Source organism: Ignavibacteria bacterium (genome assembly GCA_016707005.1).
Lineage (GTDB): Bacteria > Bacteroidota > Ignavibacteria > Kapaibacteriales > Kapaibacteriaceae > UBA10438.
Genome location: JADJIQ010000005.1, coordinates 90,452 through 116,850 on the forward strand (window position 1 = coordinate 90,452; position 26,399 = coordinate 116,850).

Annotated in this window: 17 protein-coding genes and 2 tRNA genes; 8 read left to right on the forward strand and 11 right to left on the reverse strand. The window is 51.7% G+C overall.

Going from position 1 to position 26,399, the window contains the following annotated elements; genetic code table 11:
* Positions 1 to 256 precede the first annotated feature (256 nt).
* Positions 257 to 2,188, forward strand: a complete 1,932-nt coding sequence (locus tag IPI29_08985) for a hypothetical protein (GenBank protein ID MBK7412673.1) — start codon at positions 257 to 259, stop codon at positions 2,186 to 2,188.
* Here the strand turns inward: IPI29_08985 and IPI29_08990 are convergent.
* Positions 2,172 to 3,488, reverse strand: a complete 1,317-nt coding sequence (locus IPI29_08990; protein ID MBK7412674.1) for an ABC transporter permease — start codon at positions 3,486 to 3,488, stop codon at positions 2,172 to 2,174. The two genes, IPI29_08985 and IPI29_08990, sit on opposite strands and share 17 nt — an antisense overlap.
* A 95-nt stretch (positions 3,489 to 3,583) precedes the next feature.
* Between IPI29_08990 and IPI29_08995 the strand changes: the two genes are divergently transcribed.
* Complete coding sequence (locus IPI29_08995) at positions 3,584 to 4,849, forward strand: citrate (Si)-synthase (protein MBK7412675.1); 1,266 nt, start codon at positions 3,584 to 3,586, stop codon at positions 4,847 to 4,849.
* A gap of 560 nt (positions 4,850 to 5,409) precedes the next feature.
* Here the strand turns inward: IPI29_08995 and IPI29_09000 are convergent.
* Together IPI29_09000 and IPI29_09005 are read right to left on the reverse strand one after the other, a co-directional pair.
* Positions 5,410 to 5,868: a DUF1569 domain-containing protein gene (locus tag IPI29_09000; protein ID MBK7412676.1), complete on the reverse strand. Its 459-nt coding sequence runs from the start codon at positions 5,866 to 5,868 to the stop codon at positions 5,410 to 5,412.
* A gap of 74 nt (positions 5,869 to 5,942) precedes the next feature.
* Positions 5,943 to 6,016 (reverse strand) — tRNA-Val (locus IPI29_09005).
* A 62-nt stretch (positions 6,017 to 6,078) separates the two neighbouring features.
* On the opposite strand from IPI29_09005, the gene IPI29_09010 reads away from it, so the two are divergent.
* Both IPI29_09010 and IPI29_09015 read left to right on the forward strand, forming a co-directional pair.
* A complete protein-coding gene (locus tag IPI29_09010) occupies positions 6,079 to 8,211 on the forward strand; it encodes a V-type H(+)-translocating pyrophosphatase (GenBank protein MBK7412677.1) in 2,133 nt (710 codons plus the stop codon).
* A gap of 130 nt (positions 8,212 to 8,341) precedes the next feature.
* Positions 8,342 to 8,418: transfer RNA gene (locus IPI29_09015), tRNA-Lys, on the forward strand.
* Between the two features lie 466 nt (positions 8,419 to 8,884).
* On the opposite strand, the gene IPI29_09020 is transcribed toward IPI29_09015, so the two are convergent.
* Genes IPI29_09020 through IPI29_09030 form a run of 3 tightly spaced genes read right to left on the reverse strand, consistent with a single transcriptional unit; the run spans position 8,885 to position 12,212 of the window.
* The gene (locus IPI29_09020) at positions 8,885 to 10,990 is read right to left on the reverse strand and encodes a T9SS type A sorting domain-containing protein (protein ID MBK7412678.1); all 2,106 of its coding nucleotides are present in this window, start codon (positions 10,988 to 10,990) and stop codon (positions 8,885 to 8,887) included.
* Positions 10,990 to 12,066, reverse strand: a complete 1,077-nt coding sequence (locus IPI29_09025; GenBank protein ID MBK7412679.1) for a hypothetical protein — start codon at positions 12,064 to 12,066, stop codon at positions 10,990 to 10,992. The genes IPI29_09020 and IPI29_09025 overlap by 1 nt, the downstream gene beginning before the upstream one ends.
* A gap of 2 nt (positions 12,067 to 12,068) precedes the next feature.
* A complete protein-coding gene (locus IPI29_09030) occupies positions 12,069 to 12,212 on the reverse strand; it encodes a hypothetical protein (protein MBK7412680.1) in 144 nt (47 codons plus the stop codon).
* Positions 12,213 to 13,174: 962 nt separating this feature from the next.
* Here IPI29_09030 and IPI29_09035 point away from each other — a divergent pair.
* On the forward strand, positions 13,175 to 13,582 hold the full coding sequence (locus IPI29_09035) for a GNAT family N-acetyltransferase (GenBank protein ID MBK7412681.1): 408 nt from the start codon (positions 13,175 to 13,177) through the stop codon (positions 13,580 to 13,582).
* A 495-nt stretch (positions 13,583 to 14,077) separates the two neighbouring features.
* Positions 14,078 to 15,640 carry a M28 family peptidase gene (locus tag IPI29_09040; protein MBK7412682.1) on the forward strand — a complete coding sequence of 521 codons (1,563 nt, stop codon included), beginning with the start codon at positions 14,078 to 14,080 and terminating at the stop codon, positions 15,638 to 15,640.
* A gap of 114 nt (positions 15,641 to 15,754) precedes the next feature.
* Here IPI29_09040 and IPI29_09045 read toward each other — a convergent pair whose 3' ends face one another.
* Positions 15,755 to 16,126: a hypothetical protein gene (locus tag IPI29_09045; GenBank protein ID MBK7412683.1), complete on the reverse strand. Its 372-nt coding sequence runs from the start codon at positions 16,124 to 16,126 to the stop codon at positions 15,755 to 15,757.
* A gap of 194 nt (positions 16,127 to 16,320) precedes the next feature.
* On the opposite strand from IPI29_09045, the gene IPI29_09050 reads away from it, so the two are divergent.
* Both IPI29_09050 and IPI29_09055 read left to right on the forward strand, forming a co-directional pair.
* A complete protein-coding gene (locus tag IPI29_09050; GenBank protein ID MBK7412684.1) occupies positions 16,321 to 18,399 on the forward strand; it encodes a hypothetical protein in 2,079 nt (692 codons plus the stop codon).
* 417 nt (positions 18,400 to 18,816) lie between these two features.
* A complete protein-coding gene (locus IPI29_09055; protein ID MBK7412685.1) occupies positions 18,817 to 20,160 on the forward strand; it encodes a hypothetical protein in 1,344 nt (447 codons plus the stop codon).
* 106 nt (positions 20,161 to 20,266) lie between these two features.
* On the opposite strand, the gene IPI29_09060 is transcribed toward IPI29_09055, so the two are convergent.
* The 4 genes from IPI29_09060 to IPI29_09075 all read right to left on the reverse strand — a co-directional run bounded on the left by IPI29_09060 (position 20,267) and on the right by IPI29_09075 (position 26,256).
* Positions 20,267 to 20,944, reverse strand: coding sequence for a hypothetical protein (locus IPI29_09060; GenBank protein MBK7412686.1), 678 nt, complete (start codon positions 20,942 to 20,944; stop codon positions 20,267 to 20,269).
* Positions 20,945 to 21,054: 110 nt separating this feature from the next.
* A complete protein-coding gene (locus tag IPI29_09065) occupies positions 21,055 to 21,753 on the reverse strand; it encodes a hypothetical protein (GenBank protein MBK7412687.1) in 699 nt (232 codons plus the stop codon).
* A gap of 55 nt (positions 21,754 to 21,808) precedes the next feature.
* The gene (locus IPI29_09070; protein MBK7412688.1) at positions 21,809 to 22,747 is read right to left on the reverse strand and encodes a hypothetical protein; all 939 of its coding nucleotides are present in this window, start codon (positions 22,745 to 22,747) and stop codon (positions 21,809 to 21,811) included.
* A 5-nt stretch (positions 22,748 to 22,752) separates the two neighbouring features.
* Positions 22,753 to 26,256 carry a T9SS type A sorting domain-containing protein gene (locus tag IPI29_09075; GenBank protein MBK7412689.1) on the reverse strand — a complete coding sequence of 1,168 codons (3,504 nt, stop codon included), beginning with the start codon at positions 26,254 to 26,256 and terminating at the stop codon, positions 22,753 to 22,755.
* Between the last annotated feature and the right edge of the window lie 143 nt (positions 26,257 to 26,399).

A 26,399-nucleotide genomic window follows, 5' to 3' on the forward strand; every position in this document is an offset into this window, starting at 1 on the left:
AACTACAACCTACTACGGTCGGACCATGCGGTCGTTTAACATAGGGTCTCTCTAGCGAAGCGTGAGAGAGGGGGCGGGGGGTGAGTTCTTGACGTTCCAATGACAGATACCATTACGCACCGGCACCCCCTCTCTAGCGAAGCGTGAGAGAGGGGGCGGGGGGTGAGTTCTTGGGGCGTCACCGTCCCTCGACTCCGCTCGGGATGACGAACGTCCCTCGGCTCCGCTCGGGTTGACGAAATGCATATCTTCCCCAATGCTCTTCCTCCTCCTCTTCTTCGCTTGCTGCACGGCATCCGCGCAGGTTTCCGGCCCTACGGAGTATCGTCCGCAGATCTTTGATGTGCAGGGATATGAAGCTACGATCGAGTTCCCGGATCCGGCACAACGGACGATCGTTGCGGATGTGACGATGATCGTAAAGTGGACGGCGGGAGCCCCTTCTCCAACCTTTCCGTTTCATCTGCGCGGACTAACGATCGATTCTGTGTTTGTGAATGCGGTGCGGTCCGATGTTTCAACAATTGGCGTTGAATCGTCCGACACAATGCATCATCGTGTTTCGGTCACGCACGATGTTGTTGATGGGATGATGGACACCATCCGCGTGTTCTATCATGGCACGATGACAAATGAAGAGGGCGCATCACCGTGGGGTGGCGTGCACTACCAAGACAGCGTGTTGTATGCTCTGGGTGTTGGGTTCTCTAACAACTACGTGAGCACCACACAACATTGGCTTGCGTGTTATGATCATCCTTCCGACAAAGCAACGTTTTTTGCGCGCTTCATCGTACCGTTCTCTCCGTGGAAGGTTGCTTCCAATGGGATGGAGATCTTCACACGTCCACCATGGCCGGAAGGCAAGGCGGTGTACACTTGGAGTGAGAGTCACCCTACCTCTACATATCTGTTGACGTTCGCAGTAGCCCCCTATCGATTGATCGAAATGGATGGCGTGGTTCCGCATGTGTTCTACACGCTCTCACGCGACAGTGCACGAAGCGCTCGTTCATATTCGCTGGTGCCGAGGATGACGCAGACCTTTGCCAATATCTACGGTGAGTTTCCGTTCGATAAGGTGGGATACTGCAACACGGCGAAGGGGGCGATGGAACATCAAACAATGATCTCCTTCCCGGTTGCGATCGCTCAACGAAACGATACGATCAATGCAACAGCAGCCCATGAACTTGCGCACCAGTGGTTCGGCGACTGTGTGAGTCCGCTTGATTTTCGGTATGCGTGGCTTACGGAGAGTTTCGCAACCTACAGTGAATGTGCATGGCTGGAAGAACTCCGCGGCGACTCCGTCTATCGCAAGGCCGTACAAGAAAAGGCAACGAACTACATTCGAAACATCTCTTCGATGGAGGGTGTGTTCGCTCTGGAGAACTTCCCGCGCACAGCCCCCTCATCGAACTATCCGCAGACGATCTATCAGAAGGGGGCGGTTGTTGTTGCAATGATGAGAGCGATCGCCGGTGATGAACCATTCATCTCGGCGATGAAATTTTACCAGACATCGCGCAAGTACAATACAGCAACAACTGAGGATATGAAGCAAGCACTGAGTCTTGCTATGGGCACAAAGACCAATGCGTTCTTTGATGAGTGGGTTACGGGTATCGGTTGGCCGCAACTCAATGTGGATACGGACATCACGGGATCTGATCACGTTGTGACCATAACACAAGAACAACAGAAGCTTCATCCAACATGGCCGATCTTTACAACGTTACCGTTGAACGTGGTCTATGCTCGCAACGGGTTTGCGGGTATCGATACGATAGATACCATCATGTATCCCGACTCCACCGGACGTATCACTTTTACGTGCACACAACTCCTTAGCGTGAATGCCGGGAAGAAGTGTCGGTCACTGGTCGAAGTGCTGCGCACAACATCCTCATTCTATGAGCGAGGATCAACTGCACATGAAGCACGATACACTCTTGCCCCTAATCCGGCCAACGATTCCGTGCAGTTGTTGCGAGTAAACACAGCGCGACCTATCACGCTTCGCATCGTGAATGCTGCTGGGAAGACCGTTCTCACACGCGGATGCGCCGAGGGAATACCGCAGTGTTTGCTCGACGTGTCACACCTGGCATCCGGGAGTTACCGTGTTGTGATCGATGGTGAAGAGTCCATCAGTCTACCGCTCGTGATCACACGCGGAGAGTGATCCACCGTGCGATCTCCTTCAGCGTTGGCTTCTTCCCGTAGGAGAGGATGCCGATGCGGTAGATGCGTGAGGCAAGCCAGATAGCGCCGAAGAATCCGCCGATGCTCAGGGCGATCGATGTGAGCAACTGCCACGCCGGAACATCTGTTGCAGCCACGCGAACCGTCATAAGGATCGGTGAGAAGAGCGGTATCATGGACGCGATCACCGCAAACGTTCCATTTGGTGCGGCGATCACATTGCCGATAAAGAGCATCGTAAGGATCACCGGGAAGGTGATCGGGAAGGTCAACGAATTCGCATCAGACTCCTGATCCACTGCCGAACCAACCGCCGCGAACAATGATGCATAGAGGAAATAGCCGGCAAAAAAATTGAAGATGAACATCAGGATCGAAACCATCGAGATATTCGGGAGGACGATGCCACTAGCTGCTAACGCACCACCAAGCCCCATACCCTGCGATGGATTATTGGCCTGCATCTGCTGGACCTGGTTCATCGTTTCCGGCGAGACAGACGGAGCGATCAGCGCGCCAACACCCATCGTTACCAGCGAGCCAAGCGCAACCCATAACACCAGCTGCGTCAGGCCAACAAGACCGATCCCCACAACCTTGCCCATCATGATCTCAAACGGTCTGGCCGACGAAGCGATCACCTCAATGATCCGATTGGCTTTTTCTTCTACCACTCCACGCATCACCATCGTCCCATAGAGGAAGATGAGCATGTAGATCATAAACCCAGCGGCATACCCAACCATAGCAGATGCCTGCGAGGAATCCGCCTCAATCCCCTTATCCGTTACCTTGAGCGAGACTACTTCGATCCCCCGCTCTACCAGACCGATCACTGCTGTATCTGTCCCCACTTTTTGGAGTCGGGCCTTGACGATAAGGGGCTCAATAGACCCCTGCACCGAAGACTCAAACGCGATCCCCGATCCGCCGCGCGAGAACATCGTGATCCGTCCGCTATCAAGCACATTGGACGGGATCACCACATAGGCTTGGATCTCTTCTGATTTTACGGCTTCGGAAAGCTGCGTTTCTGTGCGGTTTCCCGCCAATTCGAACGTTGCCGTATCCGCCTGAACCACGGCGGCAGCAAGCATGCCCGTTCTGTCCAGCACGGCCACCTTGCCTTCGGCTCCGTCACCGGCCAGGATGGCTGCTAGGACAGGCACGGCTATAAGCAACGCAAGCCCGAACGGGGCTAGCAGGGTGGAGACAATGAACCATTTTGCCCGTACACGTGTACGGTATTCATGCGAGATGATAACGGCGATCTTACTCATGGGGCTCAGGAACGATTGCGAAGTCCGAAAGTTACGTTCCTCCGTATTCACTTCCGTTCGTAGTTTTGCATGCTATACCCACGGAGACAACCTTTATGAGCATCCTTCACGACAAGCTGACCGTCCAGGCAGAAGCTCTGCGTGCCCAACGTACTGCCCTTCTCAAAGAACACGGCGAGACCGTCCTTGGCAGCGTAACCATCGAGCAAGTGCTCGGCGGCATGCGTGGCGTACCGGCCCTCGTCTGCGATACGTCCAGCGTGTCTGCCGATGAAGGTTTGCGCATTCGCAACATTCCGATCCTCGAGCTCACAGACATCTCTCCTGAAGAGACGTTCTGGTTGCTCGTTACCGGTGAGCGCGCAACGGCAACGGAGCTCGATGAGCTTCGCAAGGTTTTCGCGAAGTATTACGCCGTGCCGCAATACGTGGTGGACACCCTCAAGGCAATGCCGAAGGATTCCCATCCGATGGCCATGCTGAGTGTTGGACTTCTTGCGATGGAACGCGAGAGCGAATTCCGAGCAGCGTATGACAAGGGTGCAGGCAAGGATGCTCTGTGGCAGTCGATGGTGAACGACTCCGTTCGTCTCATTGCTTCTATTCCGGGTATCGCCGCAGCGATCTATCGCATTCGCTTCAACAAGGGCGAAGTGATCGCACCTCTTGCCGATGACAACGATCTATCGAACAACTTCGCACACATGCTTGGTGTGAGTGACGATGCGTCGTGGAAAGAACTTATCCGACTCTACCTCGTGCTTCACTCCGATCACGAAGGCGGTAACGTGAGCGCTATGACGTCGTATGTTGTCAGCTCAGCACTCAGCGATCCGTACTACAGCGTCAGCGCTGCAATGAGCGGACTGGCCGGCCCCCTTCACGGACTTGCCAATCAAGAATGTTTGCGCTTCATCATCGACGTACGCGAGCAATTCGGTGGTGTTCCAACAGATGAGCAGCTCACCGAATACACATGGAACCGACTCAAGAACGGTCAAGTGATCCCAGGATATGGTCACGCCGTTCTCCGCGTCACCGACCCACGCTTCACGGCCTTCTATCAGTTTGGTGAAAAGCACGACCTACAGGACGACAACGTTCAGATCGTCCACAAGATCTTTAAGCTCGTACCAGGCATCCTCAAGGAACACGGCAAGGCAAAGAACCCGTGGCCAAATGTTGATGCTGCTTCCGGCTCCCTGCTCTATGCGTATGGCATGACGGAGTTCGACTTCTACACCGTGATGTTCGGCGTTTCGCGCGCTATCGGCCTCTGCTCACAGATGGTTGTGAACCGCATGATGAACTCACCGATCGTACGTCCGAAGTCGCTTACGCTGGCCGAGTTAAGCAAGTAACGCGAGGTCCCTCGTCGCTCCGCTCCTCGGGATGACGCTGCTCGACCGGTCAATGGAGGTCCCTCGTCGCTGCGCTCCTCGGGATGACGCAGCTCGCATGGGAATTAGAGGTCCCTCGTCGCTCCGCTCCTCGGGATGACGCTGCTCGACCGGTCAATGGAGGTCCCTCGTCGCTGCGCTCCTCGGGATGACGCAGCTCGACCGGTCAATAGAAAAAGAAAAGCGATCACCATCAGGGATGGTGATCGCTTTTCTCATTTACTACATTCAAAGCACATAGCGTCATCCCGAGGAGCGTAGCGACGAGGGACCTAGGTGATCGCTTTTCTCATTTACTACATTCAAAGCACGTAGCGTCATCCCGAGGAGCGAAGCGACGAGGGACCTAGGTGATCGCTTTTCTCTTTACAACATTGCCGGTCGTAGCGTCATCCCGAGAAGCGTAGCGACGAGGGACCTAGGTGATCGCTTTTCTCATTTACAACATTGCCGATCGTAGCGTCATCCCGAGGAGCGTAGGGGCGAGGCCCTGCCTCGCCCGGAGCGACGAGGGACCTAGGCTACGCCCCGAATTGCCGCAAATGGTGGTCGAGGTGTTTCCAATACAGCGTACTCCATTCCTTGGACGTTAACACGCCCAGGGTTACCTGTTTGCGTCCGTCCCATGCGGCTTCGCCCTCGTCGTAGATGCGCTGCATGTAGGTTTTGAGTCGCTTCATTTCTGCGTCAAAATCCTTGGCTTCCTTCATCACCATGGAGGGGGCTGTACGGGTATTCTTGGCGTATTGCTTATCCCCTACCAAGAGCGGTCGGAGAAAGATCTTCAAGAGCGCGCGCATGAACCATGGCGGCGTATCCGTGCGTTCACCGAACGTGTATTCGTACGATACGTTCACGTGGGCCAGCATCTGTGCGGGGGTCATGGAGCCCCATACACGAGGTGTTGTAGGGGTGAGGGTATCGAGCCGGGCCAGCATTGCAGCGTGGGTTTCGGGCAGGAAGATCGATGGATATGCCATGGCGTTTTCCTCGTATGAAAAAGCCCATCACACAGTGACGGGCTTTGTATCTTTGCCCATTCTGGGGGCAGACGTGGACGCTACTGGATTCGAACCAGTGACCTTTACGATGTCAACGTAACGCTCTAACCAACTGAGCTAAGCGTCCAGAGGGGCCACAAAGTTAGAAAAAATTGATCATTACTCGATGTTTCACGGGAAAGGGACTGCATGTCAATCATTACGTTGATCTTGGGCCTGGGCGTCTTGGCCCTGATCGTAGCCGTATTCTTCCGTCAGCGTGTCTTGGCCGTCAAGGTCGAAGACGGCGCTGCCTCAGCTGAAGAACTTAGCCGTCTTACGGAGATCTCCACAGCTATTGCCGAAGGCGCGATGGCCTTCCTCAAACGCGAGTATCGCGTGTTGGGTCTGTTCATGGCCTTGTTCGCAGTGGTCATCTTTGCTGCGGTCGACCACGGTATGCACACAGCCGCGGCCTTTGTGATCGGAGCCGCCACGAGTGTTGCTGCCGGATACATCGGCATGCGTATCGCCACGAAGGGAAATGTCCGCACGGCATCTGCTGCACGTGTCTCCCTTCAAAAGTCGTTTGCGGTTGCATTTGAAACAGGCTCTGTGATGGGCTTTGGCCTCACCGGTCTTGCCGTAGTGGGTCTGATCCTCGTATGGTTGGGGATCGACTTCCTCCTGCCGGTTGCGGGTGAAATGACACGCGAGATCCAGATGGAGATCCTTTCCGGATTTGGTCTAGGGGGCTCTGCTGTTGCCTTGTTTGCACGTGTTGGTGGTGGTATCTATACCAAGGCCGCTGATGTTGGTGCCGACCTTGTGGGTAAGGTTGAAGCGGGTATTCCTGAAGATGATCCTCGCAATCCGGCGGTGATCGCGGACAACGTGGGTGACAACGTGGGTGACATTGCCGGCATGGGAGCCGACCTCTTTGGTTCTGTTGCTGAGTCAACCTGCGCAGCCCTCGTGATCGGCGCAGCCAGCTATGCCGTGATGCCAGCCGAAAACCAGAACATGAACGTTGTGCTCTTCCCAATGCTCGTTAACGGCGTTGGTATCGTAGCATCCATTCTCGCCCTTCCGTTCGTTCGTGCGAAGTCGGAAGAAAAGGTAGAAGGGGCTTTGAAGAGCGCCCTGATCATCTCCACCCTTCTCATGCTTGCCGCCCTCTATCCTGTAACGATGTGGGCCTTTGGCAGCACCACCTTTATGGTTGGTACGGTGAGTGTGAATGCGATGGGTGTGTATACGGCGTTGGCTGTTGGACTTGTTGCCGGACTCCTCATTGGTCTGGTTACAGAGTTCTACACATCGCACCGTTTCAAGCCCGTGCGTGAGGTTGCTGATGCTTCCAAGACCGGTGCTGCAACAGGCATCATCTACGGTTTGGCACTTGGCTACAATTCCGCTGTGATCCCGATGCTTCTCATTGCCATCAGCGTTGTGATCGGCTACGTCAGTGCCGGCATGTATGGCATCGCGCTTACCGCCATTGGTATGCTTGGAACCATCGCCGTTGGTCTTACCATTGACGCCTACGGTCCAACCTCCGACAATGCCGGCGGTATCGCCGAGATGGCCCACATGGGCAAGGACATCCGCAAGCGCACGGATGCATTGGACGCAGCCGGCAACACCACTGCTGCTATCGGCAAAGGTTTTGCGATCGGTTCTGCAGCACTCACGTCTCTCGCACTTACCAGTGCCTTCTTGACCCGCGCTCAAGGCGTGTTGGCCAAGGAAGGAAAGGTCCTGGACCTTACCATCACAGACCCGCATGTTCTTGCCGGACTCCTTGTTGGTGGTGCGTTACCATTTGCCTTCAGTGCCATGACCATGAAGAGTGTCGGCAAGGCCGCCTTTGACATGATCGAAGAAGTGCGCCGTCAGTTCCGCACCATTCCAGGTCTCATGGAAGGCACCGGCAGAGCCGACTATGCAAAGTGTGTTGACATTTCCACCAAGGCCTCGATTCGCGAGATGATCGCACCGGGACTCCTTGTGATCTTGACGCCCCTTATCGTCGGATTCTTATTCGGTCCACAAATGCTTGCCGGCCTCCTCATCGGCGCCCTCGTTGTGGGCGTGATGTTGGCCGTTAGCATGGCCAATTCCGGCGGTGCATGGGACAACGCCAAGAAGTACATCGAGACCGGCGTCCACGGCGGCAAGGGCAGCGACACCCACAAGGCGGCCGTTGTAGGTGACACCGTTGGCGATCCTTTCAAGGACACCTCCGGTCCGTCCCTCAACATCCTCATCAAGCTCATGGCCATCATCTCCCTCGTCTTCGCAGCAGCGTTTGCGACGAATGGGGGGATCCTCCTGCGTTAATGTGCTAGTGTGCTAGTGTGCTAATGTGCTAGTGTGCTAGTATGCTAGTATGCTAGAGTCAGATTTGAAGAGCGTTCCGAGAGGGGCGCTCTTTTTTTTGTAGAATCCACAAAGCCCCGTATCTTTGCGGGCTTCCTTAGCTCAGCTGGTTAGAGCATCTGACTCTTAATCAGAGGGCCCGGGGTTCGAGTCCCCGAGGGAGCACCAGACTTTCAACGCCGTGTCACTCCCTAACCAGGTGACACGGCGTCTGTGTTTTTGAGAAGATCTGAAATGACGAAGTGACGTAGTGACGGAATGGCGTAGTGACCGTGTTATCCGAACGGAAGACATAGTGTCATTTCGTCGTTATGTCACTACGTCGTTACTTCTTGGTCCCTCGTCGCTCCGGGCGAGGCATGGCCTCGCCCCTACGCTCCTCGGGATGACGCGTCTTCGGTTGTTGTTACTCAAAAAGAAAGGCGAGCACCATCCCTGATGGTGCTCGCCTTTCTACTACATACACTTTGCGAAGGCAGCGTCATCCCGAGGAGCGCAGCGACGAGGGACCTTGACATGAAATGACGTAACGACATAATGACGCAGTGACAGCGTGACGTTGTGACGTTGTGACCAAGATGTACAACATCACACCCTCACCTGTCATCGGTCATTAGTCATTTGTAATTAGACACTACCTCCTCACCACCCCCACCGTCCTCACCTCCATTGGCGTCGACACTACCACCCTATAGGTCCCCGCCGGAATGTTCTGCATGTCGATCACGTGCGTATCGATGCTACGTGATGTTGATGTCCGGGTTGTTGTGCTCGACATCACCTTTTGACCCAGCGCGTCAATGAGATCGATGGTGATGGTGCCGATCATTCCAACGTCTACGGCAACAGTGAGGTTGTCGGATGTTGGGTTGGGGTAGGCCTTAACGGACAATGCCGAGCCAACACGCAGACCGCTCATGTATCCCCTACCGCAACCGGTGATGGTCAACAAGCCCCCTTTAGAAGAGCTGTCTGTGCATGCGCCGAGCCCGGCAATGGAAAGGATCTGCACGTCCACGTCCGATGTGCTGTCATCATCGATGAGGGGTAGACCTTCGATGTTGAGAAGGGGCTCTGTGGTGCTGGTTAAAGTTGTTGTTGGAACCGTGACTTCGAACTGACTTCTGTCACCAAGGCTGCCCTGCATGGACGGCGGAAGTGTTGCGCCTGTGCGAGCATCAATGAACCTGTCGATCTTGATCGAGCGGGTTTGGTGTGTTACACGCAAAACCACCTGACCAAGCGTTGTGCCGACGAACTGCTGTGGGGCGATGATGTTTACATGCAGCGTTGTTGCACCGTTGCCGATGTCGACCGTGGTATCGCGCAGGGAGGCGGTGATGGCGTCGGGGGTGATACCACGGATCCACGACTCCATTGTTGTCGCACATCCTACGGAGTCTTCTTCGGTGATTGCGATGCGGGACGAACCGGGCTGGGACGGTACGGTGATCACCTTGCCGGTTGAAGAGACAACCACGACGGTGTCACCGGCGCATACAGTGGTGTCCGTTGGCGTGACGGTGAACTGTGGCCTTGTTCCGACCTTGATCTCGTGTACGACGGTGTCCGTGCATTCACCTGCGCCCGGGAGAGTTGCTCGGTAGACGGTGCGCCGTGTAGGAAGAACAGTGATGGACTTCCCCGTTGCAAACGTTGCCCCTGTTTCATCGAGCCACATGATGTCGGATTCATTCACGCCTGACGGAGCAGAACACACAAGCGTGATCGGTTGTCCGTCGCATGAGATGTTGTCACCTGCAACTGTCAGATCAATGTCCGGACGCAGCGTAACGGTCACGGTGTCGGTATTCGTGCACCCATTACTGTCAACACCCACCACCACATACTTCGTTGTTTGTTGAGGCGTGACTGTGAGTGATGCACCAATACCTACAGAGCCCCCTCCTTCATCAAGCCATGTATAGGAACGGGCGCCCGTTGCTGAGAGGCTCACTGGACTTGGTCGACAGATCGTAGTATCACCGCGTGCAACAACCGTGGGAAGGGGCAAAACAGTCACCCTGATCGTCTTGCTGCGAATGCATCCGTTCACTCCGCTGGCGTTGATCGTGTAGGAGCCGTTTGCGCGCGCGGTGAATGTGGCAGACGGACCATTGTTTGTGAGGGATGGATCGACGGGATTGCTTGACCAAGAGTAGCTCGTTGCGCCGGTGACCACTGCCTTGAGGGTCGTGATGGAACCCGCACAAACCGAGGTGTCGGACACAAGCGAAACAGTTGGTGCTGGTTTGACCCTCACAGTAACTGAGGTAGTATCTAAGCAGCCGAACGCTGACTCAACAATCACGGTCAGGGTCGTTGTTGAGTCGGGACGATAGACGATTCTTTTACCTGTACCCACGAGTGAATCACCATCATACCACTTAACACCTGTTCCGCCACTACCAACAAGTTGAACCGTGTCACCCGGGCAAATGGAATCGCGAGCTGCCGACGCAACCGCGACTGGATTTGGGTGAACGTAGACCCATGCCGTTACAGGCTTTTCCGGTTGAGACCCCACATACATCGTGGCTGTAACGAAGTAGGCTCCCGGAGCGGAATAGAAGTGCGTACCTGTCCGCCCATATCCAACGTTTGTTGGTGACGTCGAGTCCCCGAAGTCCCACACAACAGAATCAGTGATAAAGGCTCCTGCAAGTGGGATATGAGCCGTATCACCCACACACACATCTTGCGACACCGCGCGTAGTTGTGGACCGAGGGTAGAGGCCATCACGAATGGGAAGCCAAAACCACACGCTGTGGAGTCGAGCAGTTTACAGCCTCACGCTCAAACCCACACGCCGACCCCGCAGCATTCGGATTGTTGATTCGCGAAACAAACTGATGTCCGCGTTGGGCGATGTAGATGCGACCGTCGGGGCCGAGTTGGAGGCCAGCGAGGCGGTTCTCCTTCGACATGGGAACGATTACTCGCTTTGACAGACGAACTGCTGTCTCGTCTCCAGCAGTCAAGTCGTATTGAAGCAATTCTCCCTGCGTAGAATCATTAACGGTATGATGGCTATCATGGACTGTACTCTTCAGCATCATCCCATTGTACGTACACCGTGTAGTGTACAGGTACCTTTCATCAGCTGAGAACTCTATTCCGTATGGAGCGAACAGAAGACCGACATCACTCAATATTCCAGGGTTGCCGTCATTGAAGTAAGACGTATCCGCCAGCTGTTGCATATTGAAGATGCGTCCAGTTCCCGGGTCAAACTCACTTAAGATAATCCTTCCTCTTAGGCCAGCGCTAAAGGCAATCTTACTGCTAGACGGCGAAGCCTTAATCTCTCCAAGTGCAATCAAGTCGACGTCGGCATTGGGACTATTTGTGTGCCATGATCTCATGTGATTGAGAGGATAGAACGTGGGACTTTTTGAGATTCCCGATGAATCTATTGCCCAGACACCAATTGCATTTGGATAGAAGAGCGGTGCAATCAACCAAAGGTCGCGCCCATTCCTGTTTGGGACAATAGTGAATGAGACCGCTGCTTGGCGTGAGTTAACGATGTCATTCTTATCGTTTTTACACAGGGTGTCGACCAAAGGGATCAGGACAGACAACCCTGATTTGCTATCTACTTTGATTCTATGGGCATACAAAGCTCCAGCGCTAAGAAGCTCGCTGTTTCCAGGAGGATTGTTCCATGAAAGATCATTTTGTAAGACGATGATTGCATCTTGTCGTCCTGGCTGTCTAACAAGTAAGGCCTCAGGTATACCACCTTCAACGGTACGAACGACACTTATCGTATCTTCAGGAGTGACAATTGTATGTTTCTGTGTGACATACACAACTACAGTGCCGTCACTTCTGTGAAGCGATCCTGGCGCTGAACGAACTGAGTCTTTCCATCTCCCAACTGTTTGAACACCAGCTGCATCAATGGATAGACGAGCCCTATTGCCAAACCACCACTCTCTAGGCTGGCCGCAAGCATCAGTATAGGCTTGGATACAAGTCACGATGATTAGCAAATGGACAATATTGCAGACTGAACACTTCATTCGCTTGATCTTAAGATTTTCTCTAGATCTGCGGGGCCATCACCTGGTACATAGATGAACCTTGTATTGATTCTCATGCTTGAGTCCGCAGCAGAGCAGGGAACGCATAGCCAACACATGTCAATCAATCCGAAAGCAGTGATATCAAGTGGATGCTCATCTGTCCCTTTGAAGTAGCTTACACAACTCTTCCCAAAACCAAGCCACGGTTGCTGGGGCTTAGACAGCTGTATTGAGTCCCTTCGTGAGACAAACATACAGCCTGAATACCGCTTGGCGACCTGATACCAATCCGATTGCTCCGGCCAAAGCTTGCATTTTATACATCGGGCCATCATTGGTTCCAACAACACGTAGTAGTCGCCGATACTATTAGGGAAGCATTCCATTCGCGGGGCAATATTTCTACCTGCGACAATTCTAAATGTGTCTCGATAACTGTATACGAGGAACTTCTTATTTATGAGGATTCTTGTTGTAGACCGATTAGCAAATCGAATCACAATGCTATCACTTCCGCTTTCTCCTTGTGTTGCACTTATCTCTAAGTCCTGGTTCTCTATCAAAACGTTGGTTTGTTCTCTTTGAGACGTTGAGCTACAACCCATTTGGAAGAAAGCGATAGTAATCACAATACAAAGTTTGATGTGAGAGGACATAATTCATTTCTTGTGTTGTTCGTAAAATTCGTTTACGGGCCAGGCATGGATATCCCGCACTATGTGACCACCACATTCCGCGTTAAAGTGACCACCATATATTTCGCTCCAACGCAGAGGCAAATGCAATCTAGCATTGCGCTTAGAAGAACGGTAAACTACATAGTCCGATGGTCAGTACGGGCGGATTTAGGTGGTCATTGCGTGCGGATTTTCTAAGGAGGATATCTCGTTTCATGGAAATTATCATTCGAAGAGAAAAACCAACCGGGACGGAGTTATGCGCGTTGTATGACGCAGTTGGTTGGGAAGGCAACCAACCAGAATCGCTCGGCATATCGATAGCTGCCTATCCATGTACTCTTACAGTTCGAAATGAAGACGGCACGTTGATTGGCTATCTGTCTGCATTCAGTGACGAAGTCTCGACCACCATGATTGGCGAACTCATCGTCCACCCAATGCATCAGCGAACGGGTATTGGCTCCGCCCTTCTCCGTTGTCTACGAGAGCAGTATCCATATCCCTCCATCTACGCCAACGTTCTTCCGGCTGCCAAGGCATTCTTTCATGCAAGCGGCTTTTTCGAACCATCAATCGGATTAGCAGTAATGGTAGCCAAGCAACATCCGCCTTCGAAGTGATGCGGCAGTGCCCCAAGAAGCACAGAACATTGAACACCGTACGACAACCTAGCCAGGTGACACGGCGTTTGTGCTTTTGAAAAGACCGAATTGACGCCTTGACGGAATGACCTTAACAGCAGTCATTGCGTCATTTGTTATTATCCATACCGTCATTTCATCCAAGGTCCCTCGTCGCTCCGCTCCTCGGGATGACGCGTCTTCGATTGTTTTACTCGAAAAGAAAGGCGAGCACCATCCCTGATGGTGCTCGCCTTTCTAATACATACACTTTGCGAGGACAGCGTCATCCCGAGGAGCGGAGCGACGAGGGACCTATACATTCTGAAGGCCCGCTGACACCACAACAACGAGACCAAGCGACGTGTCGATGATAGTGGGGGTAGATCACTACTGACTGGAACCTAGGAACCCATCGTAAAACTCAACAATGTCTACTTTTGCCTACAAGTACTCGGCTGTTCGTTTTCTAATTTAGCATACACAAATTGACCTATGAAAACATCTCTTCTCACGGCAGTGCTGTTGTGTGCGTTAGCAGTGGTAGGATCGGCAAGTGTTCGTCCAACAATTACGAATGCCCGAATTACAACCTCGTTCCCAGCCATAAGTGTTATGGTTTCGTACGACGTATCGGATCCGGACGACTCAGAGGTTACAGTCGACCTACAGGTATCAACAGATGGAGGCTATACTTTTCGTTCCATATCTGAACTTGCCGTTGGTGATGTGGGGAAAGTTTCTGTGGGAACAGACAAGCAGATTACCATTGAAAGTGCAACGCTGTTTACGAAGGACCCTGCACGTGTTCGTTTAGTTGTGCGCGACGAACACGAGGTTGATATACATCAGCTATTAGCAACTATAGAGGAGGGAGCCGTTCGCTCTATTGTTGCAGAACTATCCATACCACGGAATACGTTAGTCGATGCTGGCAACCACACAAATATTCGTAACCGTATTCGCAGCGCCTTTGATCAGGCTGGACTTAGCATTCACAACCATGAATATCCGTACCAGGGTACCACAGGAGTGAACATTGTTGGGCGTAAGGCAGGAGTTGGTAGTACTGGAACTACGTTTGTACTCGACGCACATTATGATGCCGTGCCAGGTACCAGCGGTGCAGACGACAATGCGAGCAGTGTAACAGCGCTGCTCATCGCTGCTGATCTGTTATCGCAACTCGAAGTGGACAATAATGTTTCTATCATCGCGTTCGACCACGAAGAGGATGGCTTGATTGGTAGTAGTGCCTACGTTAACACCGGCATTGCCGCTGGTGATACCATCGCAGCGGTTATCAACCTCGAAATGATAGGGTATGCATCCGAGAAAGTGAACAGCCAACAACTTCCATTTGGGTTTGGTTTTTTGTTTCCAGAACAACAAGCAGAGATCGAAGCAAACGGCAATCGAGGCAACTTTATCGCAAACATTGGGAACACGAACTCGGCAGAGCTAGGAGTTGTCTTCGATCAATTTGCTCAATCGTATGTCCCAGACTTAAAAGTTGTTTCGTTGAATGTTCCCGGAGACGGATCCATAGCTCCCGATTTCCGTCGTAGCGATCACGCAACCTTTTGGGATGAGAACATCCCTGCTCTCTTGATTACCGATGGGGGTAATTTCCGCAACCCAAACTACCATTTGCCTACGGATGTAGTAGACTCACTCAACATCCCGTTTATGACAAAGGTTATCAAGGCTTCAATTGCCGCAATTCTGGAACTTGGAGGTGCTGTTAATGGCCACTCGGTTGAACTGGAGGTACCTACCTCTGTTCAATACCATGATCACGAGAACGACGATTGCTCCCTGCGCGCCGTCCCTGTACCTGCTGCTGAGTTCATTACCGTGAGCTTCCAGGGTTGTTCGCGTTCCTTGGTATTGCGCCTGTTTAGTATCGACGGTGTGAAAGTGTTCGAGAAAATTGTTGCCGACCCTGAGTCGGCGCAAGTTACTATTCCTGTTTCCGCATTAGCGTCTAACCGGTACATGCTCGTGGCTAGCTCTGGTGAACAGTCATACTCAGTTGATGTGCTGATTACGAGGTAGCAGATCCCAATCAATTCGGCATTACGTACCTGCTGGTTTGGGTCTCTATATTCCATTAGTGGAAATTGCGCGCGGATTTGGATGGTCAAGGGGCGCGGAATCTCCAGCGCATGCCTACCAGGTAGCCCTTACTTCCCTAACCAAGGGTGTAATTCTAAAGACATCCTCTATTTCAGTTTCAACAGCCCAATACTCTATCAAATCACTAAATAGTTGCTTTTCTGATTTTAACATCCTTTCAATTTCATACCACCTATAATCTCTATCTATTTCAGTGTCATCTAGAAGATAATCATACGAAGCAAGAATAATGGACATAGCTGCATACTTCATGTCATTAGACAAATCGTTGTCATTGTAAAAGGAGATAAACTCATCAACCCTGTTTTTGTCTGCCAATTCAATATCCCAATCCTGCTCATTACCTTTATAAGGCAATGACATCTCCCTACTTAGCTGCTTTACAGTTTCTTTTCTTACAAACATAAAGGTTGTGAATTTCCACAGAATGCGACCACCTAATATTGCGCTCCAACGCTGAGGCAACGGCAATCTAGCAATGCGCTTAGAAGATCGGCAAACTGCGAAGTACTCTTCAGAAACTTTCTTCTCCTTCCTAAGTTACTGAAGAAGATATGTGCTAGTAGTATTCTGAGGGGTGAATTGTGATGCGAATTTTGATGTCAGCTGCAGCGATCATTCTATCCGTTTGCAGCACCGCTGCGCAGTGGACGCAGTATCCGTTTCATCCTAAGCAACAGGTAACGATTGGAATGTTAGCGCTCGCAGCAACTAGTAGCACCATCGTTGCGGCTACCACGGATGGGGTGGTTGCCGCATCGCTTAACGATCTTGTTTTCAAACGCGCCACTCCATTTGTTGGTGATCTTGCCGCCCTCCTTGTTTCACAAGACACGGTATGGCTTGTTACGCCAAAGGGCGAAGTTTTGCAGTCGATTGATAAGGGGCTTTCCTTTCAGTCACTATCTAGTATCGTTACCGAGAGTGGCATTACGTGCGGAATTCTGCATCCGTCGGGAACACTTTATCTAGCTGACGCTAATCGGGTCTATCGTAGCATTGACCAAGGAAGAAGTTGGCAGTCCGACACCCTTGCATATCGGAACGGAAAGCTTGCGAACTACGGGCCTGACATTTGTTGCATGCAGGAAGGGTTCTCCGTCTCAACTGATGAAGGACGCACGTGGAATGAACGCTCAAAGAGCGGCTTAACGGGATCTCCGAATAGTATTGCTATCAAAGATTCACTGGTGGTTACTGCATATAGCACCCTGATCTTCGTCTCTCGGGATGCAGGAACAACATGGACGAGATATGATCCAGCGAATTCATTCAATCGATCGTATTCAACTGTCTCCATTATTGACACAACGATCTACCTCTGTTCTAGCACCGGTTTGTTTGTTTCAGTTGACAAAGGGGCTACGTGGGATCAGTATGGATCTCATGTTGATTCGATTTTTGTTACAAACGTTGTCCCTACTCAGCGCGGCTTGATGTGCATCGGCACGTCTGGTGTGTATCATCAACCGGAACAAGGAGCCCCCTGGGAGCTACTAGAGATACCGGCTCATGCATTCCGCATAACATCGGATGTTACTGCGTCCGGAAGCGACGTCATTACTATGTCAAGCCCGGGCGTCAAGGTGCGTGCAGATCTGACGATTGGTGGTGTGTCTGCAGAAACTCTTGATTCTACGTTTAGTCGAAAGTCTCTAAGAGCTGATGGTTCCGTGGTTGTTGCATGGCCATACCAGCCAAGGAGCAATGCAGGAAGTGAGTTCTACTTCTCAACCGACTATGGGCGTACTTTCGAAAAACACTACCTCCCAGCTGGCACCATTTCGCCCATCAGTCAAGCATTCGCTTCGCAATATCGAGCCATCCTCATCAGTGGCAATCAAGTGGTTCTCTACGATAACACCACTCGAACAATCTCAAACTATGAAAGAGATAACATTCCGTTCTCCGCGATCTATACAGCCAACGAGAATTCAATCATCTATGCATTCGCTGATGTATTGGCTGGAGACGTTAAGGTGCAGTCAATAGACAGAACTAGTGGGCGGGTTACCCTGCTCAGTCAACTCCCAATCGATCATCCGATCTATCAGCTATCATGCGAGGGTCCAATCTGGTATGCGAGAACAAAACATTCCGTCATTGCCAGCACCGACCAAGGGTATACATGGAGTACAGTGCTGACATCAAACTCATTGGCTGATCTCCGAAGGTCACCTGATGGCAACTTCACCTTCGTTGCGGCATCATCTACTGGGAAACTGATGCTCATTAGGAACGGTCGATTAGTTGCTGAGACGATAGACAGCCTTACTGATGACAATACCATCACGGCAATCGCTGTTGGCAAGTACAATGATATTTCCACGGTTTTCGCTGGTACGGTTGGGAGGGGGCTCTGGACTCGCCCACTTACGGATTTTGTCTCGTCTGCTAGCGATGATAGTGATGCGACAACGTCCATGATCAAGATTCAATGTTCACCTCAGCCCGCTACCGATATCTTGAACATCATCATTGATGCACCAGGATTCAAGACTGTACATGTGTCCATTCAAAATGTGCTTGGCATGGTTATGTGGTCGTCGAATCAATCGAAGCATGGTGATTCCACGAACTTCACAGTGCCTACATCCCATCTAGGCAGTGGATTCTATTGCTGCACAATAGTGGCAGGCGAAGCAGTTGTATCACAGCCAATTCTGCTTTCGAAGTAGTTGATTCCACACGCCTCAACTGTCATTATTCTTTCCGCCATTTCTGCCGCGGTCCCTCGCTACGCTCGGGATGACGCTTCTTTTGCTGTTGTCAAACGAAGAAAGCCAGCGTCATCCCGAGGAGCGGAGCGACGAGGGACCTATTGGTGGAGACTCCGCCTGCCCCCTTACCATCACAACGCGAATCATCGCAGTCACTTGACAACGTCCTCCACCGACTCGGCAACTGGAATCTAGCATTGGGTTTAGCACGTCAGCGTACCATCAGATTCGGTGGTCAGTTAGGGGCGGGAGGAGGAGGCCAACGCCCGCGGAACTCCAGCATCTTCACGGGTGCATTAAACTGCGCTACATTCGTATTATGCGGGATATCTCATTTTTGAGTTTCAATCACCTACCAATTTATAGGAGGAGTGAATGGTCAAGAAGCGCCACATAATCAAAGCACTTGCCCTCGTTTTTTTGACTGTTGCTGCAGCAACATCTATGCGTGCGCAGTTCGTTGAAGAGAGAACGTTTGTTGGTCCAACGATCGGACTGGGCATCGGAGGCGGGCTCGCTTACGGTCTAAATGGCGAATACGCCATGACGGAAAATTTTGGCCTTATCGCTGGCCTCGGCTTGTCGGGGTTTACTGAAGACTTCGGCGGTCTTGGCCTTACCGGCTCGGTCCCAACCATTGACTATTCGTTGTTTATGGGCTACGTTGGTGCTTCGTACCACTTTATGCCAAAAAAGAAGTTTGATCCGTACTTCTCTCTCGGCATAGCTTATTTCAGCTGGGACGTAACGTATCGTACGTCTGATGGAGAAGAAACAGATCCGTTTCAAGGCTTTTCTTCTGCCTACACGAGCGGCATTGGATTTACCGGTCAAATTGGGGCACGGTATCACTTTAGCGATGTTGTTTCTGCACGCGTAACTCTTGGCTATCCGATGTGGGTAGGTCTCGGAGTAGACGTGGCGTTTGGCGGAATCACTTCTGCTGCTGCTGCTGAATCTACGTCTACCCCTACTCCAGCTTCCTCAGACACTTCTGCCACATTAGCGACAAAGCAGAAGTACAAGCTTTACATCGGGCCATACATTGCCGGAAAGGCTTCGATCAAGACGGATGTTGGAGAGGGTATGAAGACAGGCGTGGTGTTCAACGTTCCGCCGGACTTCGGTGTGTCGATCACAGCACCATTTGGAGCAGGAAGCAACATCGGTTTTGGCCTCCAAGCTGGCTATGCAACATATGGGTATCAAATGAAGCCTGAGAGCCAGGCCAACGACTCGAATACTGTTAATGAAATGTACTCGTTCATTAACATGTTCCCACACTTCAACATTGGTGGCTTTATCATCGGCGTCAACTTTGGATTCCCAAGCTCTGGTAGCACGAGGACGATAAAGGGTGATACCGTTTCGATGTTCGGCACGTTCTCGGCTGATACGGCATTCAACGGCGACGTTACCTACGACTTCAACAGAGATCCGGTAGGTCCTACCTATGATCCTGCAAAATACCTGTCTACCATGGTGGAATTCCGTATCGGTGGTTCTATTCCGATCGTTTCCAGCGACTTTGGCAAGCTCAAGATCAATATCATGGCCGGCTACACCTTGAATCAGCTCTTCGAGACTGCAGGCAACTACATCGGATCATATGATATCGATGGGACGGATCTTAAAACCCTGCGGCTCGATGAAAGTCTAAACCCACAGATTCCTTCTCTGTCGATTGGTATTCAGTACGATTTCGGGATCGGTCTATAACCCATCTCTGAAGTATGAAAAAAGCCACCTTCCGGTGGCTTTTTTTTTACCAAACATTCAGGGACTCGGAAGGATTGCTGGAATGACGCCACATCCCCCCCATCCATCACTTGAGGTCGTAGGCAACGAGAACTGACAATACCCCTTCCATTTTCTCTCCGGAGACAGGATTCAATTGCCCGTCATTGAACGTTTTTGCAAAGAAGCCGATCGTAGGGGCGAAGTAGCCATCCTGACTCAGGCTTATCGTTTGCGAGACTCCGGATGAGGTAACGACGCTCTCGAGGGTCTGCACCATCTTGACCACGGTAACATCCTTGCCGCCGATCACCATGGTTTCGGTACCAACGTAGATCGTGGTAGCGGTAGCTTTATTCGAAATCGAAATGCCTCCAACGGAGTACGTTGTATCGGCAATGACGTTCTCAGTCTTTGTGTGCGAGGCAACTGGCCATGTTACCCACCCAGATGGGACATTGTTGTATAGGGCAGCAACACTGAAGTCGCCATTCGGATCGTAGTAGATATAGGCATCCGTTACCTCCCCAATTCCTTCCGTCCTCATCTTGCTGACATTGGTCTTTCCTAAGAATGTCAACCCAGTCTGCGTGATCGTGGCCGTATACCTCAACTTCGTACTACTAATCGGCTCACCCGTAGTTGGATCCGTCGAAAAACGTTCAAATGAAAACGTGCTTCCTGTCTTCGGCTGATCACCGGTTGGTTGCGGCGACACCGGATCATTTGAGCTGCAAGAAACAACAACAAGAGCAAGTGCGATCATACGAGAAATACGAAACATCATTTTGGAGCCCCTTAACAATGACGGATGAATGATTTGAGGAAACTACACACATGAGCAGCAACGATACAAACGCTGCCGATCCTGCTGGACTATGGCATCCCAAGTGACTGGGTTTTGAGGATGAGGCCGCTCTCCTCCATCGCAATGTGCTTCTGCATCTCTGTATACGTGGCCAGCCATTCTTCGCGAGTAACCGTTTTGCCTTCGATCGAGAAGGTCACGTCAGGTAGGTTGGCGAGCGCGTTCACGAGTTCTTCCCGCCCTGCGAGAATGGCACTGATACCGGAAGGTCGGAAGAGGATCTTCTTCCTTCGGTCCTGATAGTCGATCACTACGTCGGTTTGATCTACATTTACTTCGAATCGAAGCAGTTTCTGCCACCATGTTCGCTTCTTCTTGCGGAGTCGGTCAGGTACCTTTACGATCTTCAATCTTCGGAGAGTCGATACCGGTATCGACTCTACATCCACCCCATACGTCCATAGCGATCGATCAATGTGAATATGACCGTCATCGATCCCGATGGCAAGGGGCGTCATACTTCGCTCAGCGGTCAGATTGATCACCGTCATCACCCCAGCGATGATCACACCACCAACGATCAACCCGAGCAACACCAGTATTGCAGTGGGCCTCTCCAAGGCAACGAAACTCGATGCGAACACTATTGGAGACGCTCTTACACCTACGGTGAGCAAGATGCCGGCGAACACTCGCAGCGAATCGCTCCTGCCCCAGGGCACTCGATACCAGATGATGGAGCTCTGCATTGATTCTGACTGCATCATATTGCCTTTTGTCCCTCGGCTCCGCTCGGTCCCTCGGCTTCGCTCAGGATGACGATTATAAGAAGACATTCACTCCAAATGAGATGTTGACCATTTTGCCACTCGCATTAACTCCGCCGATCGTTTGATCGGGTGGCGCGATGATCTGGCGGTATTCGAACGTTGCCCAGTCTCCGCTATACCCGATGCCCCATGACCAACACGTAATCGAGCCTGACACGTACTTCTTGTTCTCCATGTCGTATTTGTCTGCTACTCCGGCAACGCTCCCTCTGCCATACGTGCCACGAGCAAACAGCCCGGTGTGTGGCTCTCGGATCAAGAGTCCGATTCCGTTGAAACTCACCGAAGCATCATCTATATCACCAACTCCTACATAACTAGCCATGGTGTAGTCGTAGGAAATCTCGAAGAAGTGTAGGGGGCGAATACCTACCGTTGCCTGAAGGGCACTAGGGAAAAAGACGGCCTCCGTTACTGGCCCAACTGCTCCTATACGTGCAGACGCAACAACGAGCCACGTACGCCGCGTAGCATCAAACACACTCGACGGGCCGCAGATACCTGCCTGAGACTCATATTTCTTATCAAGGTCTGCGATGACAGATGAATCTGCGTTCCGCGTTGCAATGGAATATCGGTCTATGATCTGCGGAGTAGCAATTGCACCTGTGAGTTGGTCCACTACAAAGCCGACCCCATAGTTGAGGAAGTTCAACATGGCAAGTCCATGGAATTCGGGCTTCCATACCTTCCACGTGATGTTTGTGTCGGTGGAGATGCGCAGGACAGTTACACGATAGGCATCGACTGGAACACGCAGGGCCCCCAGCGTATCGCTCGTGTTCACCGCAAGTGTATCTCCACTTCCAACATCTACCACAACTGCATTGACCGGCACGCGTATCCCAATCCGTTCGTACGAGGACGGAGAACGGAAGATGGTACCACAACCAACAATTGGCAATGTTAAAAGGAGGAGGAGGACACGCATGCCCCTTACTTCACCACCACAATTGGTACAATGGCCTGACCATTTGAATGCTCGATCCTCACATAGTAGGTGCCTGCGTTCACACCGCGAGCATCCCACTCTACTTGATTCCATCCTGTTGATGGATCGGCTACAATGAGTGTTGCAATCTTCTGACCAACAACAGTGATGATATCGATGGTTGCACTGGCCCGCACGTCAGCACCACATGTGAAGCGGATAGTAGTGTGACCGTTCGTTGGATTCGGAACAATACTTGCATCGATCTGCGAGTTCTCCCCCGTTACAACGTATTGCTCTTCCTCGATACCGGTAGTGATAGGAAGTGCCTGCGTTGCACAACCACGACTTCCATTCTTATCAAAGGCAATGATCACGATCTGTTTTGCTGCATGGTTGACAATGTCGATCATCACAAGCCTGTCTTCTGCAAATGCCGTGGCGTAGAGTGAATCAACACCCTCGCTGTCACGCACGTAGATGAGGAAGCCGTTCACGAGACTGCCCGGAGACATGCGCCATGAGACTGACGTGCGTCCTGACTGGTTGGAGACTGCGCGAACTTCGATCGGTGATGCTACTCCGGTTCCTGCCGTAGTGATCGGTGTTGTTGCATAGGCACTGGTAAGGGGCTGACCAGCCACATTACGCGTTGCGTGGAAATAGTAGGTGCACTCGGTCATCTCGTCCGGAACGGTAAAGGTATAGGTACCGGCATTCTCCGCCACCTGACCAACAAACACGCCATTGTAACCACTCATGTCTGTGTCGAGGAAGATCCGTACTTCGTCGCTTGATGATGTATGCGTTGTTGGCTCCCATGTGACCGTAGCTGTACGGTCGGCGGCAGTTGATGAGATCGCAAATGCTGTGGACTTGCGATTCGATGTTACTTCTACTTCATCTCCCTCTTGCGGCGACGTGAGCGTGAGTATCCAGTTCCCCTCTACTGGGTTAACAATTGTCCATGCCGTCATCTCATTACCAGGCGTTGAGAATCGTTGTACCGTGGAATCCGGTGAGGTGGCATCGTAGTTCGTTCCATCAGGCGACGTGAGGCGTGATACTGGTGCCGTTGTCTTCCCGCTGATCATCACGAACACCCGCTCAATGGTGTTGTCTACGATGATCGTGTCCACGGGCTGCGCTGCACCTTGTGCTAGGTCTTCGAGCTTACGAGAAACGCGCATCGCACCAAGCGTGTCTCTACGTGTGGTGAAGCTGAGGGTGTCCTTGAATTTGAAGTCCATGCTCATTCTCCCAAATGAGCGGACGAAATCAATAGGGTGTTGCGTTACATCAACGCTTGCCGTGATGCGGAAGCCATTGTCTTCATTCACAAGCACTGAAGCACTGGCAGTGCCCAGCGTTTGAGGAATCAGTCCAGAAAGCGACATGAATCTGAGAATTGTTCCGCCAACAGGTATATCGAGAACCTCAGGCCCTGGTGCCGGTATGCGGATGAGCCCTGTAACCGTTGCCGATGCTCCGATCGTTGGATTCCAGAAGAACGTCATTGCTCCGTTCGCCGAGAGGAAATAGTCGTCGAGTCCGAGGTGTCCGATCCGATACGACCCGGAAATACCAATGCTGTTGTTGAAGTCTACATAGGCCGTATGAAGCCCCTCCATCTGCCATGGCTTGGACGCAGAGATCTTCTTAAGCTTGAAGAACTTGGCTCCGATGGAACCGGTAAAGATCAATGGGTGACGGTATTCAACAGTGCCTTCGAGTTCACAGATCGTTGGTTCACCAAAGAGTGTTTCGATCCACCGTGCACGATCAAGGATAACCTGTTCGATAGAGTTCAACGTTACAGCAGCGCGTACGGCTCTACCATTAGCATTGGGATTGGACCAACCGCTTGTGGAGAGGGAAAGTGCCTTGAAGCAAAGGGGCGTCTGCGGGATAGGTTTGCACTCACCTAGCTCAAGAGTTGCAACTAGACTATCGAAGTGAAGTTTTTTATCGGGATTGGACGGATTGTTCTTGAACAACACACCGCCCCCTAACGAGATCTCACTCCCCTTTACCGGAAATGTGAACTTCCCTGCAAGTGAATAGATCTCATTCACGAAATCGGCGTTCACTGCGAATTGATTCATGCACACCGAATGCGTCAAAGCAATAGCCTCAGCCTCGAAGCTGAGAGACTCCCAACCAGCTGTGGTTACTGTAACGCCGATGGCGAGGCCTTGACGCGCATCATCGGGAACTTCAAAGCCCCCTGCTGAATCTGCTACGGCATCACATCCAACCTTGGCTTGTGCAACAGTGATCTTCCCCTTGATCGATATTCCCTTCGCATCGGCACGATTGATGATCTTGAATTCTTCGAGTGTGAGTTCAACACCACCCGGCATTTTCTTATTGAGTTTTTTTGCGGCAAGTCCGGCAGCGAACTTGATGATGCCATCACAGTCCGGAAGAGGAAGTATGCCGCCATCTACGATGTTCGTTAGCAGAAGGTCTGATGTCTCTGATGCCGAGAATCGCACATTCGGAATGACGATTCGAGTACCATTCTCAATAAAGACTCTGTTCTGACCAGCAGTGGTGTTGATACTGACAGCGCCATCAACCTTTATCACGCCGCCGATGGTCACAGGTCCATTGGACTTCAGCGTAGATGATCCTTCAGTCTCGGGCTTCCATTCGCGTCCTTCACCAGCGTCGAATTCCAAGACGTTTATTCCAGCGCACTTATAGTTCCAGATACGATTGCCCCAATACACCGTCACCTTTGTGGTATCACTCTTGCGCAGATCTGTTTTTTCTGCGACAACAGAGATTACATAGTTGCCAGGGGGCGTGTTCTTGCGGAATGGAAAGTCATAGACAAAAACACCCGCAGCGTTGGTGGTGCCTTTTTCCGTGTAGGTAGGGCCGACTTCTTCTACTTTGTTATTGACAAAGATCCGAGCTCCCTCGAGGGGAGTTGTTCCATTCTTTGCGTTTACTGTTACTCGCAGTGTGGTGTCATTGGCAAGGCTTGCAACAACAATGGAGTCCTTGGGTGTGAGTTCCAATGCGATCTTCGCAGCACCTACATCAAACGATCCGTTACGTATACGGTAGTTGATCTCCGTCCCACTCACGTTTGATACACACTTCCAGTTGAACGTACCGGCGATCTCCTTGCGTACCGAATCATACCGTGTGATGTTCACATCGTTGATAGCATGATCGAAACACGCACACTTCTCCGTAGTAGAGAAGTTCTCCCAATACGTTGTAGTGCCTGTAGTTGGGTCGTAGTTCTTGATCCCGGTAAAATTCGGGATCGTGATCTGCAAACGACGGGTTGGACGTGATCGAAACGCCTCTCGGAGTTCAAATCGGAGCGTAAGCACTCCGCCCTCAAGCGTGTAGGTAACTGAGTCTGTTGCATGGGTGCTCAGTCTAAAGAGATCGGCGTCTCGCCATACTTCCCACGTGGCAGTATTCTGCGCGTTTACCGTTACAATCGCAAGGAACGAAGCGATCAAGACGTTTACAAGGACCTTCATGGTGACCTCCGTAGTAGGAAGTGCACAAAATAGGTCTTTTCTATAACGAACAACCCGGATTCAGGAGTGGCTGCGGACCCCTCCGTCCGCAACTACTGAACTCCTGAATCCGGGTGTTCTATATCGCCCTACAATGTGCAACC